The sequence below is a fragment of the Flavobacterium sp. RHBU_3 genome, from assembly GCF_046613565.1.
In the GTDB taxonomy this organism is placed as follows: Bacteria; Bacteroidota; Bacteroidia; order Flavobacteriales; family Flavobacteriaceae; genus Flavobacterium.
In genome coordinates, this window is sequence record NZ_JBKJHC010000017.1 from 39713 (window position 1) to 58120 (window position 18408).

Sequence of the window (18408 nt, forward strand, 5' to 3'; positions counted from 1 at the left end):
CATGAAGAGAATCACTTTTATAGCATGTTTCCTGATGCTTACTGCAACAGCATTTGCCCAAAAAGATGTCTCGGGTTCTTTTAAAACAGAAATCACGGTAACGAGGCAGCTTACTTATGCGCTGCACATTCCGGAAAATGTAAAAAAAGAGCAAAAGCCGCTTATTGTATTTATGCACGGTTCTGGTGAAAGAGGGACTGATACTGAACTGCTTAAAATACACGGGCCGTTTAAGTATCTTAAAAGCCACACACTTGATGCTTATGTATTAGGGGTGCAATGTCCCGAAAACGAGCTGTATGATGCAGAGGCGGTTTACAGGCTGATACAGAAGATTGTAAAGGAAAACAATATAGATGCAAAACGCATTTACCTAACAGGCTTTAGCATGGGCGGATGGGGCGTTTGGGAAGTAGCCCAGGCACACCCCGAAGCATTTGCCGCATTAGTGCCTGTTGCAGGATATGCAGACAGTGTGCCTATGATAGAGGATTGTACAAAATTAGGCGCTATTCCTATTCGTATCTATCATGGTTTGCTGGATGATGCTGTAGACATTCATTATGCTGTAGATATTTACAAGCAGCTTAAACCTTGTGCTAAAGACATGGAGTTTACCATTTTTGACGATGCCGGTCATGACAGTTGGACACGCGTGTACAGCGACCCGGCAGTGTACGAATGGATGCTAAAACAACGTCGTCCATAAACATTTTACAATAAAAACCACAAACGAAGAAAAAGAATGAATAAAAGATCAGTACTTCTCCTTTTGGCCTGTACTACCGTATCGGTTTACGCGCAAAAAGGAAAAAAGACCTCAACCACAATAAAACCAAAAAGTGAGTTTGTTACCGAACTTATGGGTAAAATGACCGTTGACGAAAAAATTGCGCAATTGGTGCAGTTTACCGCCGATGGTACCATTACCGGCCCTAAGAGCGGTACTAACTGGGTAGACGAAATAAAGAAAGGTAATGTAGGGAGCATACTGAATGCTACAGGTGTAGATTACACCCGTAAGATACAGAAAATGAATCTTGAAAGTTCACGCCTTAAAATTCCTATTCTTTTTGGGTACGATGTTATTCACGGATACAAAACCATTTTCCCTATTACACTGGGTGAAACTGCTTCTTGGGACCTTGAGGTAGCCCGCATATCAAGCGAGGTTGCTGCTGCCGAGGCTGCTGCATCTGGTGTGCACTGGACGTTTGCCCCAATGGTAGACATTTCGCGCGACCCACGTTGGGGACGTGTATCTGAAGGAGCCGGTGAAGATACCTATCTGGGTAGTAAAATGGCATTTGCCCGTGTTATGGGTTTCCAGGGTAAAAATCTACACGACCTCAATACAATATTAGCCTGTACTAAGCACTTTGCTGCTTACGGTGCAGCAGAGGCAGGCCGTGACTACAACACCGTAGACATGAGCGAACGCCTGCTACGCGAAGTATACCTGCCGCCGTTTAAGGCTACGGTAGATGCCGGTTCGGCTACGTTTATGGCTTCGTTTAATGAAATTGCCGGTGTACCGTCTACAGGTAACAAGTGGCTGATGAACGATATACTGAAAGGCGAGTGGGGCTTTAAAGGTTTTGTGGTTACCGACTATACCGGTATGAACGAAATGATAGCACACGGATACGCTAAAGATGAACAACATGCAGGCGAACTTTCGCTTAACGCAGGTATCGATATGGACATGGTGGGCGCAATTTACCTGAAATATACCAAAAAGAACCTTGAGGAAGGCAAGGTAACTATGGCACAGGTAGATGACGCCTGCCGCCGTATCCTTGAAGCCAAGTATGATCTTGGCTTATTTGAAGACCCGTACCGTTACAGTGATGCTAAGCGTGAAAAAACTACCATTTACAAAAAAGAATACCTTGATGCAGCACTTGCCGCAGCAAACAAGTCAATGGTACTTCTAAAAAACAGTAACAATGTGCTTCCGCTAAAACAGACCCAAAAAGTGGCTTTTGTAGGCCCATTGGTTAGCGATGAGTACAATATTATTGGTTCATGGGCGGCTTCGGGCGACCGTTACGGTTATGCTGTAAGCGTACAGGAAGGTGTAAACAAACTGGTTACAGATAAAAATAAAGTATCGTTTACAAAAGGTGTTGAGATAAAAGATACCAAGCGCGATGGCATTCAGGCAGCAATTAACGCTGCTAAAAATGCCGATGTTATTGTTGCTGTAATGGGCGAGTTTGAAAACCAGACTGGCGAGGCAGCATCTCAGGTAAATATAGACCTGCCGGGTATACAAAAAGAGTTCCTTGCCGAACTGAAAAAACTGGGTAAACCTGTTGTGCTGGTACTTTTAAACGGACGTCCGCTTACACTAAGTTGGGAAAATGAAAACATGGATGCTATACTTGAAGCCTGGTACCCGGGTACTATGGGTGGCGATGCCATTGCACAAACGCTATACGGTGTAAGCAACCCAAGTGGTAAACTGCCTATGACGTTTCCGCGCAGTGTAGGGCAGGTGCCTATATACTACAACCACAAAAATACAGGCCGTCCGTACCTTGGTGCCTCAGACCCTGAACAAAAATACAAATCGCGTTATACGGATTCAGACAACAGCCCGCTATATCCTTTCGGTTACGGACTTAGTTATTCTGATTTCCAGTACTCTAATCTAATACTTAGCACACAAAAACTTTCTGCCAACGGTAAAATCACCGTTAGCGTAGATGTAAAAAATGCTGGTGCTTATGATGGTGAAGAAGTAGTACAGCTGTACGTACGCGATCTAGTAGGTTCGGTTACCCGCCCCGTGCGTGAACTGAAAGGCTTTAACAAGCTACTGATTAAAAAAGGTGAGACTAAGACAGTAACGTTTGAAATCACTCCTGATGATCTTAGGTTCTACAACATTGATATGAAGTTTGTGGCAGAGCCTGGTGACTTCGAAATATATGTTGGCGGAAGCTCTGACGCTACATTAAAAAATACATTTGAGTTGGTTAAATAAGTGTTTGGTTAATTTGCACTAAAAGGCTGCCTGGGTTAGGGCAGCCTTTTTACTAAAATGTTGCAAACTGAAGCTTTGGATTTGATGAAATGTCAATATAAGGGGTTTTTGTGGGTTGTTTTTAAGAAATGAATCTGAAAACAGCTTCTATTTTTGCGATATTAATTATTATGATGTTTTTAGATATATGTATATTTAGAAAATTTTTTAATCATGAAATTCCGCTTAACCGCATTATTTATCTTCGTGTTTTTTGTTGCAACAGCACAAACAGTACAATCTCCATCTAAAGAAATAAGTGTAAATTTTAAACTTAACAGTGAAGGTAAACCCTATTATAATGTTACCTACAAAGGTAAATCTGTAATTATAGACAGTTACCTGGGCTTTAAGCTTAAAGACCTGCCCGATTTTGATAAGAACTTTGCTGTGATAAACAGCCAGTCGTCATCGGTAAATAATGAATGGAAACCTGTACTTGGCGAAGTAGCGGTTATTAAGAATAATTACAATGAGCTAAAAGTTTCCCTGCTACAGCAAAGCACCAAACGCAAGGTAGATATAGTTTTCCGTGTGTTTAATGAGGGGGTGGGCTTCCGTTATGAATTCCCGAAACAAGACCAGCTTGACTACTTTATCGTAAGCAAGGAAGAAACCCAGTTTAACCTTACGGGCGACCACAAGGCATTCTGGATTCCGGGCGACTATGACAGTCAGGAGTACGTGTACAACGAAACACCACTGAGCAAGGTAGACAACGACAAGCTGAATCTTAACAATGGTATTGCTTTGAAGTCAGTAGGAGGTAGATACGTAATACAATCGCCCCTGATGATGAAGTCTAAAGATGGGCTGTACATCAACATTTTTGAGGCGGCAGTGATCAACTACCCAATAATGCACCTTGACCTGAACATCAACAACTTCAGCCTTACGGCTAACCTTGCGCCAAATGCTGTAGGTGACCTTGCGTTTCTTCACGCACCGTTTAATACGCCTTGGCGTACTGTAATGGTAAGCGATGATGCCCGTAAGATAGTTTCGCAAAAAATGGTGCTTAACCTTAATGAACCGTCTAAAATAGCCGATGTATCGTGGATTAAGCCTATGAAATACGTAGGTATCTGGTGGGAAATGCACGTAGGTAAAAGCAGCTGGGATTACAAGGGTTCGCAAAATGCACAGAACCAGCAAACAGGTGCTTCCATAAGTGTACCTCACGGTGCTACTACTGAGAATACGAAGCGTTATATCGACTTTGCCAAAAAGAACGGATTTGACGGCGTATTGGTTGAAGGCTGGAATACAGGTTGGGAAGACTGGAACGGCCACTGGAAAGATGAAGTGTTCGACTTTGTAACGCCTTACCCTGATTTTGATATTAAAGCCATAAGCGAATATGCTAAGCAACAAGGGGTAAAAATGATTATGCACCACGAAACCTCTGGGGCTGTAGCAAGCTATGAACGCCACCTGGACCGTGGTCTTGAAAACATGGTGAAGTACGGTTACCCGGCAGTAAAAACCGGTTATGTGGGGCGTATCATTCCGCGTGGCGAGTACCATGACGGACAAACCATGGTAAACCACTTTAACTATGTACCACAACGCGCCGCTGAGTACAAGCTGATGGTAAACAGCCACGAGTCGAGCCGTCCTACAGGAGTGCACCGTACCTGGCCGAACTACATAGCTGCCGAGGCTGCACGTGGCAATGAGTTTAACGGATGGAGCAGTGGTAACCCGCCTGCACACGAAACCATATTGCCGTTTACACGCCTTTTAGGAGGCCCGATGGATTACACACCGGGTATCTTTGAAATAAAAATGAATGTATACAAGCCGGGTTCTGACGAGCAGGTACATACTACGCTGGCCAAACAGCTTGCGCTTTATGTAACGCTGTACAGCCCGCTTCAAATGGCTGCCGACCTGCCTGAAAACTACGAGAAACATGCCGATGCATTCCAGTTTATAAAGGATGTGGCAGTAGACTGGCAGGATACCAAGGTGCTGGAGGCCGAACCGGGCGACTATGTAACCATAGCCCGTAAGGACAAAAATAGCGAAAACTGGTTCCTTGGCGCCATAACCGACGAGCATGCCCGCGAAAGTAAGGTAGCGCTTGATTTCCTTACGCCGGGTAAAAAATACAAGGCGGTTATATACCAGGATGGAAAAAAAGCCGACTGGAAAAATAACCCTAAGAGCTACGAAATAAAGACACAGACCGTTACCTCTAAATCTGAGCTGAAGCTGAAGCTGGCAGCAGGAGGGGGCACGGCGGTGAGCTTTTTCCCTCTCAACTAAAAAATATTAATGAAACAGATAGTAACCCTATTATTAATTTTAACCAACCTTACATTTGGCTACAGCCAGCAAAAAACATATTGTAATCCTATAAACGTAGACTACGGTTATTGCCCCATACCTAACTTTGTTACACAGGGCAAACACCGTGCTACGGCCGATCCGGTAATTACCTTTTTTAAGGGAGAATATTACCTTTTTTCTACCAACCAGTGGGGCTATTGGCACAGCAAGGACATGCTGAACTGGAAGTTTATTTCGCGTAAGTTCCTGAGGCCGGAACACAAGGTATACGATGAGCTTTGTGCGCCTTCGGTTTCGTTCGTGCGCGATACCATGCTGGTGGTAGGCTCTACCCACGGGAAGGATTTCCCGATATGGATGAGTACCAAACCCGATGGCGATAACTGGAAAGAACTTGTACACAAGTTTGAAGCCGGTGCCTGGGACCCGCACATCTTTTGGGACGAGGATACCGATGAAGTCTACATTTACTACGGCAGCAGCAACCTGTACCCGATATACGGCGTAAAGCTGAACCGTAAAACCTTTCAGCCTGAGGGCGAACCCGTGCCGCTTATTGCCCTGAATGACGATGAGCACGGCTGGGAGCGCTTTGGTGAGCATAATGATAATACCTTTATGCAGCCCTTTATGGAGGGTGCTTACATGAACAAGCACAACGGTAAGTACTACCTGCAATACGGTGCCCCTGGTACCGAGTTTAGCGGGTATGGCGATGGTGTTTTTGTAAGTGACAAGCCACTGGGTCCGTTTGTGTACCAGTCGTTCAACCCATTTTCGTATAAGCCGGGAGGTTTTGCCAAGGGCGCAGGACACGGTGGCACGTATGAAGATGCCTTTGGCAGCTACTGGCACGTTTCTACTGTAGTTATTGCAACCAAAAACAACTTCGAAAGGCGTTTGGGCATATGGCCTGCGGGTTTTGACAATGCCGGGACTTTATATTCTAATACCGCTTACGGTGATTATCCTACCTATCTTCCTGCCGAAAAGAAAAGCCACACCGGCCTATCATCTTTTAGGGGATGGATGCTGCTTAACTACAATAAGCCCGTACAGGTGTCGTCTACCCTTGGCGGTTACCAGGCAAATTATATTACCGACGAGGATATAAAGACCTACTGGAGCGCCAAGTCGGCCAAAAAAGGCGAATACATCATTAGCGATCTTGGTGAGGTGAGTACTATTAATGCCATTCAGATTAATTACGCCGACCAGGATGCCGAGCTTATGGGCAAGCCCGAAACCACTACAGGGCATAAGTACATCATTTACCAGTCTAACGACGGGAAAAAATGGACAGTACTTATTGACAAAAGCAAAAATATCCAAGACGTTCCGCACGATTACATTGAACTGGAAAAACCTGCTAAAGCCCGTTACCTTAAACTGGAAAACATACAAATGCCTACGGGTAAGTTTGCTATTAGCGGATTCCGTATCTTTGGCAAAGGAGCAGGGGAAAAGCCCGCTGTCGTTAATAACTTTGTGCCGCTGCGTGCTGCACCGAGGGTTAAGGGAGAGCGCCGCAATGTATGGTTTAAATGGCAGCAGGAGCCTAACGCCGATGGCTATGTAATTTATTTTGGTAAAGAACCTGATAAATTATACGGGTCAATTATGGTATATGGGCAAAATGAGTATTACTTTAGCGGCCTGGACAGGAGCGATGCCTACTATTTTGCCATAGAAGCCTTTAATGCAAACGGCATAGGGCCACGTGGTGAGGTTAAGAAATCAGAATAACAGAAACACAATTATAAGTAACCCAAACATTTATTCACTTTTAAACCCAAATTTAACCAAACTATGAGTTCATCCAATGAGCAAACCAAATGGGGACAGTTTATCCCACTGGTCACAGTTTTCTTTTTCTGGGGGTTCGTTGCCGCGAGTAACGACATCCTTATCCCGGTTTTTAAAACCGCTTTTAACCTTACCCAGTCACAAAGTCAATTTGTGTCTATTGCGTTTTATATAGCGTATACGGTAGGGTCAGCCTTATATCTTCTTATTTCCCTAATAATAGGGAAAGACCTCGTAAACAAGCTGGGCTACAAAAATTCACTTTCCTTAGGACTTGTGGTGTCTGCTCTTGGTACCTTGTTATTTTATCCGGCTGCCGAAACGGGTTCATTTACGCTAATGCTTTCGGGGCTGTTTATAGTAGGACTTGGCTTTTCATTGCAGCAAACAGTTGCTAATCCATTAGCTATTGCTCTGGGACCTGTGCGTACCGGTTCTCAGCGTCTTACGCTTGCCGGTGGTATCAATAACTTTGGTACTACAATAGGCCCACTTTTGGTAAGTTATGCAATTTTTGGAGATGCTACCGCACCTGCCAGTACGGTAGACATTAACAGTGTAAAAGCACCTTACCTTATTCTTGGTGCGGCCTTTTTATTGGTTGCAATTTTACTTAAATTTTCATCGCTTCCAAATCATCCTGAAGTAGAGGAAGAAGTTGTTAAAGATGTTGTTTCTACTAAGAAATATGCTATTCAGTATCCACAGCTGTTAATGGGTATGCTTGCCATTTTCCTGTATGTGGGTGTAGAGGTTTCTACTGCCAGTAACCTGCCTGCTTATCTAGAAAAAGACCTTGGTTTTGCTACCAGTGCAGTGGCACCTTATGTATCTTTATATTGGGCGAGCCTAATGATGGGCCGTTGGGGAGGTGCTGCCGAAGCATTTACAGACAACAGGTCAATACAAACAATACTTAAAATTGTTGCACCATATCTTGCATTTGGTATATTTTTAGGTGCCAACGTTATTATGGGGCATGATCTTGCTCCGTTTTATGTATACGGTGCTATAATTTTGGTTCTTATTGCTGCCGACTTTGCCAGCAAGGGTAATCCTGCTATAATGTTAGGATTGTTTTCTATCTTAGGAATTGTAGCATTACTAATTGGTATGGCTACAGAAGGTACAGTAAGTGTATATGCCCTTACAAGCGTAGGATTATTTTGTAGCACGCTATGGCCATGTATATTTACCCTGGCAGTTAGCGGACTTGGTAAACATACCAGCCAGGGCAGTAGCTTACTTGTAATGATGATTATGGGTGGTGGTATTGTAAGTTACATTCAGGGTGCTTTAGGCGATGCCGTAGGTATTCACACAAGTTACATTGTGGGGGTTATTTGCTTTGCATATCTTGCTATTTATGCCTTTGTTGTTAGAGGAATCCTTAGTCGTCAGGGCATCAGCTTTGAACGTGTAAGCGGCGGCGGGCACTAATCCTGCAAAATGCTTTATTAAAATATGCTTAAACCGGTACAGCTTTTGTACCGGTTTTTTATGGTGTAAACGAATTTGGGATAACTTTGCCATAAAAACGTACACACCATGAAAAAGAACCTTGTTATTGCCTCGTTAGGTGCATTACTAACCCTTACAGCATGCAACAAAAAGCAGGACGAGACTGCCAATCCTGAAGAACTGAAATCTTACACTGTAAAAGGTAACCCGGATTTAGCGCCTGCCGATACTGCTACAGCGGCTGCCGCAAATGATACTACTGCCCCAGCCGACGGTCCAAAAGAAGGAGACAAGGTTACCGTACGTGGAAAGGTAACGGAGATAACCCAGGGCAAGGATGGCTATACAGCCAAATTAAAGGTAGCTGAAGGGCAGTTTTTTAATGCTACGGTAAGTATACCTAACATGAAGGATCCGAAGCAATACAAGGCTGTTAAAACCGATGAAATGATAACCGTAACCGGTACTTACTTTAAGCTGGGTAAGGAAGACGGTGTAAAGGTTACGGCATTTGAATAATAAAAATATAGCCCCGTTTAATTAAACGGGACTATATTTTTTAAAACATTTCCAGGTTACTATGCCATTCTTTATGATGGTCAAAATTGCGGTCGCGCAAATAAAGGAAAGCATGGTCTATAAGCATATGGGTATCCTCTGCTGTAAAATTCCTGAACTTCTCCGTTTTCTTAAGTCCGCCTTTAAAGTAATTGAAAGTTGCTAAACCCTCGGTTGTTATTTCAATTGTAACAGGTATGTTGCCAAAATTCATCCAAACAGTTAAGGTATCGCCAGGAGTACTGTACTGATAGGAATAATCAATGCCTTCTGTTTCACAACGGGTTGCCAGTGCTGTACTGTATTGCTCAAAACCCTTTTGGGTAATCAGGCTGTTTAATGTTTCTTGCATAGATTATTTATCAAAGGTCAGATCGGTAAGTACTGCAAGGTGATCGCTATAATAACGGCCGTTTTTGTTGTCGCTCAGTGTAGCATATTTATTTACTGTTACGCCTTTCTTTGGTACAAAAATATAATCGATACGTTCTGTTACCGGTTTGCTAAAATCAAATGCATTCCAGGTACCATCCGGGCCATATACTAGCTTTGCTACTTTTTTACTGTCGTTAAGTTCGGTTACTATACGCTGTATACTTTCGTTATCTTCAGTAAGGTTAAAATCGCCGGTAAGGACAAACGGTAGGTTTTGTTTGTTCAACTCTTTTATTTTTGCCAGTATGAGTTTAGAACTTTCCATGCGGGCTACTTTTCCCACGTGGTCAAAGTGCGTATTGAATACCCATATTTTTTGTTTTGTCTTAAGGTTTTCAAACAGCCCGTAGGTACACACACGGTTACAGGCGGCATCCCAGCCCAGTCCCGGTTTATCAGGTGTTTGCGATAACCAGAATGTGCTTTGCTGAATCACTTTGTATTTTGATTTATTATAAAATATAGCCGAAAATTCACCTTTTTCTTTACCATCGTCGCGTCCTACACCTATAAAATCGTATGCGACAAGTGTGCTGTCCAGGTAATGCATTTGTTGTGGTAGGGCTTCCTGTACTCCCATAAAATCGGGCTCATAAAAACGTACCTGGTTTGCCAGTAGTTCTTTACGCTTATCCCAGCGGTTTTCGCCGTCACTGGCTACATCCAGCCTCAGGTTATACGTCATTACTCTTGCTGTATTTTGAGCTTTAGCACTAAGGAATGCTATAGAAAGGCATAGCCCCAATAGTATTTTTTTCATGGTTTTGTTTATCCGGGTAGGTACCCGTTTTGTATTAATTCTTGTTCGTTTAGGATGGGCGTAAAATTACCACTTTTAAGTAAAAAGTTACGGCTGCTTATTTCTAAAACATCCGAATAATAATGATCTGTTAACACTATACCTTTGCTTTTACTTAGGTGTGTAAGCAATTCTTTTATTTTTTCTTTATACAATGGTTCTACCATGCTAAAAGGTTCGTCAAGTAACATAAAAGGGTGGGGCAGATAGGCCATGAGAAGCAGTTCAAAATATCGTAATTCTCCCATCGAAAGTTTTCCTGCCGGGGTATTAGCTATACGATGAATATTGTACGAATAGAAAATGCGGTCTTGTGTTTCTCCGTCCTCATGATACAATGGTATGATATCCTTCACTTTCAGGAAAGAAGGCAGAAAAGGGTGCTGGGGCAGATAGCTTATTATTTGTTTAGGGATAATGTCCTGTTGCTTAATAGGCTCATTATTGTAAATGAAGTTGACTTCGTTTGCTTTTTCAGTGCCAAAAAGTATTTTTAGTAAAGTTGATTTTCCGCACCCGTTTCGTCCCAGGATTCCTATAATTTCCTTTGATTTAAGTTCAAGGTTTATGTTGTTTAAAATTTCTTTACTTCCAAAAGATTTTCTCAAACCTGATATAACCAGTTTTTCCATTTAAAATAGCGTAGCCAATAGCAGCAACAATAAAGCAACGATAGTAGTATTTATGATAAAAGTATGCAACGCCAGCTTTTTCTTGGTATAACCCAAATTATAATAGAAATAGAGTTGGTGTTTAAAATACAGGTTGTAGCAAAGCAATCCGACAGCGGTACCAAATGTACAGAACACTAACGGGAAATATTTTAATCCTGACATAGCCGAAACTATGACCGATACTATAATAGCAAAGAGGTTTACAGTAAGATAAAAGTTAAGGAACGCTCTCAATACTATGTTATTTATTGTGGTGTGCCAACAGCTTTTTAATAATGCTGCTTTCGGTATTGGTTATAAATACATCACTACCTGTAACTAGTATCCCCTTGTGCCCCTTAATCGAAGTAATGCCATATACAGTAGCTTCGTCATCGGGATTACTTTCGCCTTCATAAAAATAAATGTGTTCTATGTCAAACTCGCTATCACCAAAGCGTCCGGCATGGCTACTCAGATAATTACCTTCAAGATTAAAATCTTCATCAAACCCTTTTTCGCGAAGCTCGTCTATGGCTTTGGCTACAGTAGCATAATGATAACTGATACTCATGATTTTGACTATTTTGTTTACTGTCAAATTTACTAATAAACGAACGTTTTGCCTTAATTTTTTTCTTCAAATTCAGTTTGGAGTTAAGGTTTAAGCCAAAAAGAAAGCAGTAGTTTTTTTATGTATTACAGTAAGTTTTGGTTGAGTTAAGGTTTTGATAATCAGTAATTTTTTAATTATTGTACATTAAACATACCTATAAATAGGTATGTTTTTGTATTAATTAATTACAGAACTTTATAATAGATAAACGCTTGAATATTAAATTATAATGTGTTTAAGTGTAGTGTAATTCATAATCATAAATATTTTTAACTAAATTATGTACTACTATGAAAACTTTTTTTACTACAATCGTTATTTTATTTATTTGTTTAAGTTGCTCCACTGACGATATTATCGGAGTAAATGAAAAAAATTATGTCACAGTACAACTCGACTATCTTGGAGATGGAGGTGTTTATACCGACAATATTTCTGGTGTTCCTTATGGGTTAGTAACCGGAGTTAATGGTCCCTATGAATTTGATGCTGATGAAGTAGAATATCAGATTCAATATAAACCAAACTCAAGCTGGAATACTCCGGTAACTTTAACATGGGTTGCCCATAAAGAATATGATTATACTATTCATTGTTACCTGGAGTATGGTAATCAGGTAAGTTATGCCCACATTGATGTTAACCCAACGACTAAATAAACTAATGTTGCGGTAATAAGCATGATAATCTTATTAACTTTACAAGTCCAAGTATGCCTTTAAATTAGGTGATTTAAATTGGTAAACAGGATAATAGGTAGCAAATTAATGAGCCCTAAATTATGTGTATGTTGAATTAATTGGGACTTTCATTTACTAAAATTTCCTTACTATAATAATCAAACCCCGAAGCTTACACTCCGGGATTTTCTTTGTTATATAGTAACTTATAATTCCTTACATTCTTAAGAAACTAATAATCCTGCCCTCCTTAATAACGCTTCAGGTTTTGGTTCCTGACCACGGAAACGTTTGTACAGTTCCATAGGATGCTCGGTGCCGCCTTTGCTTAATACAAATTCTTTGAATTTAGTGGCGGTTTCCTTATCAAAGATTCCTTTCTCCTGGAAGAGTTCAAAAGCATCGGCATCGAGTACTTCAGCCCATTTGTAGCTGTAGTAACCCGAAGAATATCCTCCCTGAAAAATATGGCTGAACGATGTGCTCATAGCGTTTTCTTTTACATCAGGATACAGCGATGTATTAGAAAACTGTTGCGTTTCGAAATCCTTAACACTGGCAATATTGCTTGGGTCTTCACTGTGCCAACCCATATCCAATAACCCAAAGCTTAGCTGACGTAGTGTAGCCATACCTTCCTGAAAACTGGCACTTTCTTTTATCTTGTTAATGTACTCAATCGGGATGATTTCACCGGTCTCGTAGTGGTGTGCAAACAGGGCGAGAGCCTCTGGCTCGTAGCACCAGTTTTCCATAACCTGGCTCGGAAGCTCTACAAAATCCCAATAAACACTGGTGCCGCTAAGGCTAGGGTACACTGTATTGGCAAGTAGCCCGTGTAGTGCGTGGCCAAACTCATGGAATAGGGTAGTAACCTCATTAAAGGTAAGCAGGCTTGGTTTACTGGCAGTAGGCTTGGTAAAGTTGCATACTATGCTTACGTGTGGACGCTCATTAACTCCGTCCAGTACATACTGATTTTTAAATGAAGTCATCCAGGCGCCGTTACGCTTGCCCTTCCTCGGGAAGAAATCCGCGTAGAAAATAGCAACTAATTCGCCGTTTTCATCTTTAACTTCATAAGTGGTAACGTCTTTATGGTAAACGTCAATGTCTTTAACTTCTTCAAAAGTAAGTCCATACAGCTTGCCTGCAATAGTAAACGCACCGTTCAGTACGTTTTCCAGCTTAAAGTAAGGCTTCAGCTTCTCATCATCAAGGTTGAATAGCTTTTGTTTTAGCTTCTCACTATAGTAGGCACCATCCCATTTTTGAAGTTGGTCTATACCATCCATCTCTTTGGCAAACGCCGAAAGCTCCGCAAACTCACGTTCCGCGGCCGGCTTAGCTTTGGCCAAAAGGTCGTTAAGGAAGACTTTTACCTTATCAGGATGTTCGGCCATACGCTCCTCTAATACGAAATGCGCATGAGAATTGTACCCTAGAAGCTGTGCGCGCTCATGGCGTAGTTTTGCTATACGCAGTACTATTTTTTCATTGTTCTGCTCGTTATCCTGAAAACCTTTTGCCCCAAACGCTAATGCGAGTTGTTTACGTAGCTCACGGTTATCGGCATAGGTAAGAAACGGTACATAGCTCGGGTAGTCTAACGTGAAAACCCAACCATCTTTTTCATGTGCTGTTGCTGTTTCTTTTGCAGCTTCTATAACACCTTCGGGTAATCCGGAAAGATCGGCTTCATTGGTAATATGCAGCATAAAGGCATTAGTTTCCTTCAGTACATTCTCGCCAAATTCAAGACTTAGTTTACTTAGCTCCTTGTCAATTTCTCGAAGCTGGTTCTTTTTCTCATCGGGAAGGTTAGCCCCGTTACGGCTAAAGCCTTTGTATTGCTTATCCAGTAAGGTAGTTTGCTCAGGGGTAAGAGTTAAGCGGTCTTTTTGTTCGTATACAGCTTTAACGCGTTTAAACAAATCAGCGTTCAGGCGTATGTCATTACCAAATTCAGACAGTAGGGGAGAAACCTCCTGAGCTATTTGTTGAAGCTCGTCATTAGTTTCCGCCGAGTGCAGGTTAAAAAAGATGCTCGAAATCCTGTCCAACGTATCACCGCTGTAGCTCATGGCTACGGTAGTGTTTTCAAAAGTTGGCGCTACGGGGTTATGGGCTATAGTGTCAACCTCTTTGCGGGCAGCTTCAATAGCTTCTTTAAAAGCAGGTAAAAAATCTTCTGTTTTTATGCTGCTAAAGGGAGCAGTATCGTGCTTTGTGGTAAATTTTTGTGTAAGTATGTTCATATATAATTATCAGATACGGCTATGCATTTTATTAACTATCAAAGGTACAAAAACTATTCCGTATTTGTAGACAGTGAAATTTTTGGTTGCAGCTTGTTTTTCGGCTTCAAAATCGCTTAGCGTAAATAAATTTTACCGTTAACTATTTAATAAACTTGAGGGAAAAGTTATATTATTTAATATTTATTACCTTGCGGGGCATTTTTATCACGTAAAAATATGACGAAAAAGTCTCGCTTATTCACAGCCTTTTGTAGGCTAAGCCTGCTGGCTTTCTGTTTGTTATGGGGTATAAAAGGTTATTCTCAACCTGCCTGTACAAACACTTTTGTGTATACTTTTAATCCGGCTACAGGTCCTGAAGGTACTGCCGTAACGCTTACCGGCGTCGGCTTTAGCCTTGGTACAGGTACGTCTTCGGTTAAATTTAATGGCCTTGAGGCTGTTTACACTGTAGTTTCGGACACCCAGATTGTGGCTACCGTACCTACAGGAAGCACTACAGGAAGTATAACAGTAATTACCAATGGGTGTATGGCTACGGCTACAGGTTTTGTTGGTATGGCATCGAGCTGTACCACAGCTATGCCTGAATTGTATATATCTGAGCTTTATGACCACGTACCGGGTAGTTATGGTGTAATAGAGCTGTATAACCCATCGCCTACAAATACCATTACTTTTAATGATGAGTATGTATTAGAGCGTTATGGCTCTGTTGGTGATGCTACACCAACCTATACCCTGGTTTTGCCAGGTTCGGTAGGGCCGGAGTCTACTTTTCTTGTACTTACCGGGGATAACTCATCAGGAGGATGTTCGGTTGTTACCAGCGCCCAGCTTGGAGCAGGTATTAATGCTGATGACGAGTTTAAACTAAAAAGAAACGGCGTTGTTATAGATATAGCCCACGCACCGGGAGAAACAGGATATTCTGTTATCCGTAAGCCAAATGCTGTAGCCCCAACAACATCATATAGTGATAGTGACTGGAATTTTTACAGTACTCAAAGCTGTGCTGACCTGGGCAGCCATACCGCAGATCCGGTAGCAGTACCACCTACAATATCGCTTCAGCCGGTAGATGCTACTGTGTGTGAAAATGCCGGTACTGTAACATTTACCGTGGGTCTAAGTGTTAACATAGCTGCTACCTATCAATGGAAAACCCTTAACACGTCGGGAGCCTGGGTAAATGCTACGAATGGTACTTCGGCTACGTTTACGGTTAACGTTTCGGCAGCGGTAAACAATACACAATATTATTGTGTAATAACCACGCCTGATTGTACTTTGATAAGCAATGCAGTTCAGTTGACTGTAAATCCGCTTCCAAGTGCGACTTTTACAGTAACAAACCCCACCTGTACTACAACTACGGGAACTATAACCGTAAACCCGGTTTCAGGTACAGGGCTTACATATAGCCTTGATGGAGGTTCATATCAAACCGCCGCTACATTTACAGGTGTAGCCGTAGGAGACCACACTGTTTCAGTTAAAAATGCTGAAGGGTGTATATTGGTCCTATCTCCTGTAACCATTGCTCCGGTGCCTACTGCACCGGCTGCTGCAACAGCAACGCTTATACAGCCAACCTGTACACTTGCTACCGGTACACTTACCATAACTGCTCCGCTTGGTGCAGAATATCAATACAGTATAAATGGTGGTGCTTATCAAAGCAGCCCAATATTTACTAACCTTACTGCCAATAGTTACGTTGTAACCGTCCAGAATACGGCCGGTTGTACATCTACTTCTACCGCGTTTGTTATATTACCGGTCCCTGGTGCACCTGCTGTAGCTACTGCTACACTTGTACAACCAACCTGTACTACTGCTACCGGCACACTTACTGTAACTTCGCCGCTTGGTGCGGAATATCAATACAGTATAAATGGTGGTGCTTATCAAAGCAGCCCTGTGTTTGCTAACCTTACTGCCGACAGTTATGTAGTTACTGTTCAGAATACGTTAGGTTGTAGTTCTGTTTCTTCAGCATTTGTTATTTCACCGGCACCGGCTACACCTGCTATGGCTACAGCTACGCTTACCCAGCCTGACTGTACTACTGCTACAGGTATGCTTACAATAACAGCTCCACTTGGTTCAGAATATCAATACAGCATTAACGGAGGTGCTTATCAAAACAGCCCTGTGTTTGCTAACCTTACTGCCGACAGCTATGTTGTAACAGTACAAAATACAGCTGGATGTATTTCTACATCTGCTGCATTTGTTATTTCAGCTGCTCCGGCTATCCCTGCTGTTGCTACAGCTACACTTACCCAGCCGGATTGTACTACTGCTACAGGTACGCTTACGGTAACAGCTCCACTTGGTGCGGAATACCAATACAGTATAAACGGTGGTGCTTACCAGGCCAGTCCGGTATTTACAAACTTAATTGCAGACAGTTATGTTGTTACTGTTCAAAATACAGCCGGTTGTACTTCGGTTTCATCGGCTTTTGTAATTAATCCTGCAACTGGCGCCCCTGCGATAGCTACAGCTACACTTATTCAGCCTGATTGTACTACCGTTACAGGTACGCTTACCGTAACAGCTCCACTTGGTGCAGATTATCAATACAGCTTAAACGGCGGTGCTTTCCAAACAAGTCCTGTTTTTGCAAATCTTAGCGCGGATAGTTATGTAATTACAGTACAAAATACAGCGGGTTGTACTTCTGCATCTACAGCATTTGTAATCAACCCGGCGCCGGTGGGCCCTGCTACAGCTACTGCTACTGTAGTACAACCTGATTGTACTACCGCTACAGGAAGTATAACAATTACTGCCCCTGTAGGTACAGGATATTTGTACAGTATAAACGGGAGTCCGTTCCAAGCGGGTGTTGTTTTTGCGAATCTTTCTGCTGATTCATATGTAATTACAGTACAAGATGCAGCAGGATGTACTTCGCAGTCTTCGCAAATTGTTATTAATACCCAGCCCGTAGCACCGGCAATTGCTACAGTTACACTTATCCAACCTGATTGTAGTAATACAGCAGGTACTCTAACAGTTACTGCTCCTACAGGTTCAGGTTACCTTTACAGCATTAACGGAGGTGCATTTCAAAGCAATACAAGTTTTACCGGCCTTGCGGTAGGAAACTATACAGTAACTGTACAGAATGCTGATGGTTGTACATCAGTTTCGGGAGTATATACAATAAACGCTGCACAAGGCGGCCAACCTGAACTTGCAGGCACACAAGGCTGTACTACCACTATAAACGGAAAAGAATATCTTCTTGAAGGTACTGCGGCAAATGCTTCTTTTGATCCTTCAGATGTAACGTATGAGTGGACACTTCTTGGTGAAACGGCTGTGTTAGGAGAAGATGCTACATTTAATGTAACACAATATGTTGCAAACAATAATCTTGATACCGATGCATTCCCGCTTCAGTTCGAGCTTACTGTAACTACTGTGGGTGGTTGTACTGACAGCTATGTGTTTACAGTAGATGGTGTGTTCTGCGATATACCAAGAGGTATTTCACCAAATAACGACCAAATGAACGATAACTTCGATCTTACCGGTTTAGATGTAAAAAAACTTACTATCGTAAACCGTTACGGTCTTGAGGTATATCATAAGAATAATTATACTAACCAATGGAACGGGCAAACCGATAATGGTAATGAACTTCCTACAGGAACATATTTCTATGTTGTGGAAACTGCTTCCGGTACACGTACCGGATGGGTTTACATAAACAGAGAGGTAAGATAAAAAAATATATTAGCAAAAAGCCGGAGCAATACGTAGGGTATGGCTCCGGTTTTTTTGTTTAACAAAATA

At 42.1% G+C, this 18408-nt stretch carries 13 protein-coding genes; 8 read left to right on the forward strand and 5 right to left on the reverse strand.

Features of this window, described 5'->3' with window-relative positions:
* Position 1 precedes the first annotated feature (1 nt).
* The 6 genes from ACLI1A_RS18430 to ACLI1A_RS18455 all read left to right on the forward strand — a co-directional run bounded on the left by ACLI1A_RS18430 (position 2) and on the right by ACLI1A_RS18455 (position 9112).
* Positions 2-709: a prolyl oligopeptidase family serine peptidase gene (locus tag ACLI1A_RS18430; protein WP_411410167.1), complete on the forward strand. Its 708-nt coding sequence runs from the start codon at positions 2-4 to the stop codon at positions 707-709.
* A 36-nt stretch (positions 710-745) separates the two neighbouring features.
* The gene (locus ACLI1A_RS18435; protein WP_411410168.1) at positions 746-2992 is read left to right on the forward strand and encodes a glycoside hydrolase family 3 N-terminal domain-containing protein; all 2247 of its coding nucleotides are present in this window, start codon (positions 746-748) and stop codon (positions 2990-2992) included.
* A 213-nt stretch (positions 2993-3205) separates the two neighbouring features.
* Positions 3206-5302: a glycoside hydrolase family 97 protein gene (locus tag ACLI1A_RS18440; RefSeq protein ID WP_411410169.1), complete on the forward strand. Its 2097-nt coding sequence runs from the start codon at positions 3206-3208 to the stop codon at positions 5300-5302.
* 9 nt (positions 5303-5311) lie between these two features.
* A complete protein-coding gene (locus ACLI1A_RS18445; protein WP_411410170.1) occupies positions 5312-7072 on the forward strand; it encodes a family 43 glycosylhydrolase in 1761 nt (586 codons plus the stop codon).
* 63 nt (positions 7073-7135) lie between these two features.
* Complete coding sequence (locus tag ACLI1A_RS18450) at positions 7136-8572, forward strand: MFS transporter (RefSeq protein WP_411410171.1); 1437 nt, start codon at positions 7136-7138, stop codon at positions 8570-8572.
* 108 nt (positions 8573-8680) lie between these two features.
* The gene (locus tag ACLI1A_RS18455; protein WP_411410172.1) at positions 8681-9112 is read left to right on the forward strand and encodes a hypothetical protein; all 432 of its coding nucleotides are present in this window, start codon (positions 8681-8683) and stop codon (positions 9110-9112) included.
* A gap of 40 nt (positions 9113-9152) precedes the next feature.
* On the opposite strand, the gene ACLI1A_RS18460 is transcribed toward ACLI1A_RS18455, so the two are convergent.
* The 4 genes from ACLI1A_RS18460 to ACLI1A_RS18475 form a co-directional block, all read right to left on the reverse strand.
* Entirely contained in the window at positions 9153-9503 is a 351-nt protein-coding gene (locus tag ACLI1A_RS18460; protein WP_411410173.1) for a hypothetical protein, read from the reverse strand.
* Positions 9504-9506: 3 nt separating this feature from the next.
* A complete protein-coding gene (locus ACLI1A_RS18465; protein WP_411410174.1) occupies positions 9507-10346 on the reverse strand; it encodes an endonuclease/exonuclease/phosphatase family protein in 840 nt (279 codons plus the stop codon).
* A gap of 8 nt (positions 10347-10354) precedes the next feature.
* Positions 10355-10993 (reverse strand): ATP-binding cassette domain-containing protein, encoded by a 639-nt coding sequence (locus ACLI1A_RS18470; protein WP_411410175.1) that lies wholly within the window; start codon positions 10991-10993, stop codon positions 10355-10357.
* Positions 10994-11300: 307 nt separating this feature from the next.
* Positions 11301-11612 carry a hypothetical protein gene (locus ACLI1A_RS18475; RefSeq protein WP_411410176.1) on the reverse strand — a complete coding sequence of 104 codons (312 nt, stop codon included), beginning with the start codon at positions 11610-11612 and terminating at the stop codon, positions 11301-11303.
* A 332-nt stretch (positions 11613-11944) separates the two neighbouring features.
* On the opposite strand from ACLI1A_RS18475, the gene ACLI1A_RS18480 reads away from it, so the two are divergent.
* Positions 11945-12313 (forward strand): hypothetical protein, encoded by a 369-nt coding sequence (locus tag ACLI1A_RS18480; RefSeq protein WP_411410177.1) that lies wholly within the window; start codon positions 11945-11947, stop codon positions 12311-12313.
* Positions 12314-12558: 245 nt separating this feature from the next.
* Here ACLI1A_RS18480 and ACLI1A_RS18485 read toward each other — a convergent pair whose 3' ends face one another.
* On the reverse strand, positions 12559-14592 hold the full coding sequence (locus tag ACLI1A_RS18485; protein WP_411410178.1) for a M3 family metallopeptidase: 2034 nt from the start codon (positions 14590-14592) through the stop codon (positions 12559-12561).
* 219 nt (positions 14593-14811) lie between these two features.
* On the opposite strand from ACLI1A_RS18485, the gene ACLI1A_RS18490 reads away from it, so the two are divergent.
* A complete protein-coding gene (locus ACLI1A_RS18490) occupies positions 14812-18339 on the forward strand; it encodes a gliding motility-associated C-terminal domain-containing protein (RefSeq protein WP_411410179.1) in 3528 nt (1175 codons plus the stop codon).
* Positions 18340-18408 lie beyond the last annotated feature (69 nt).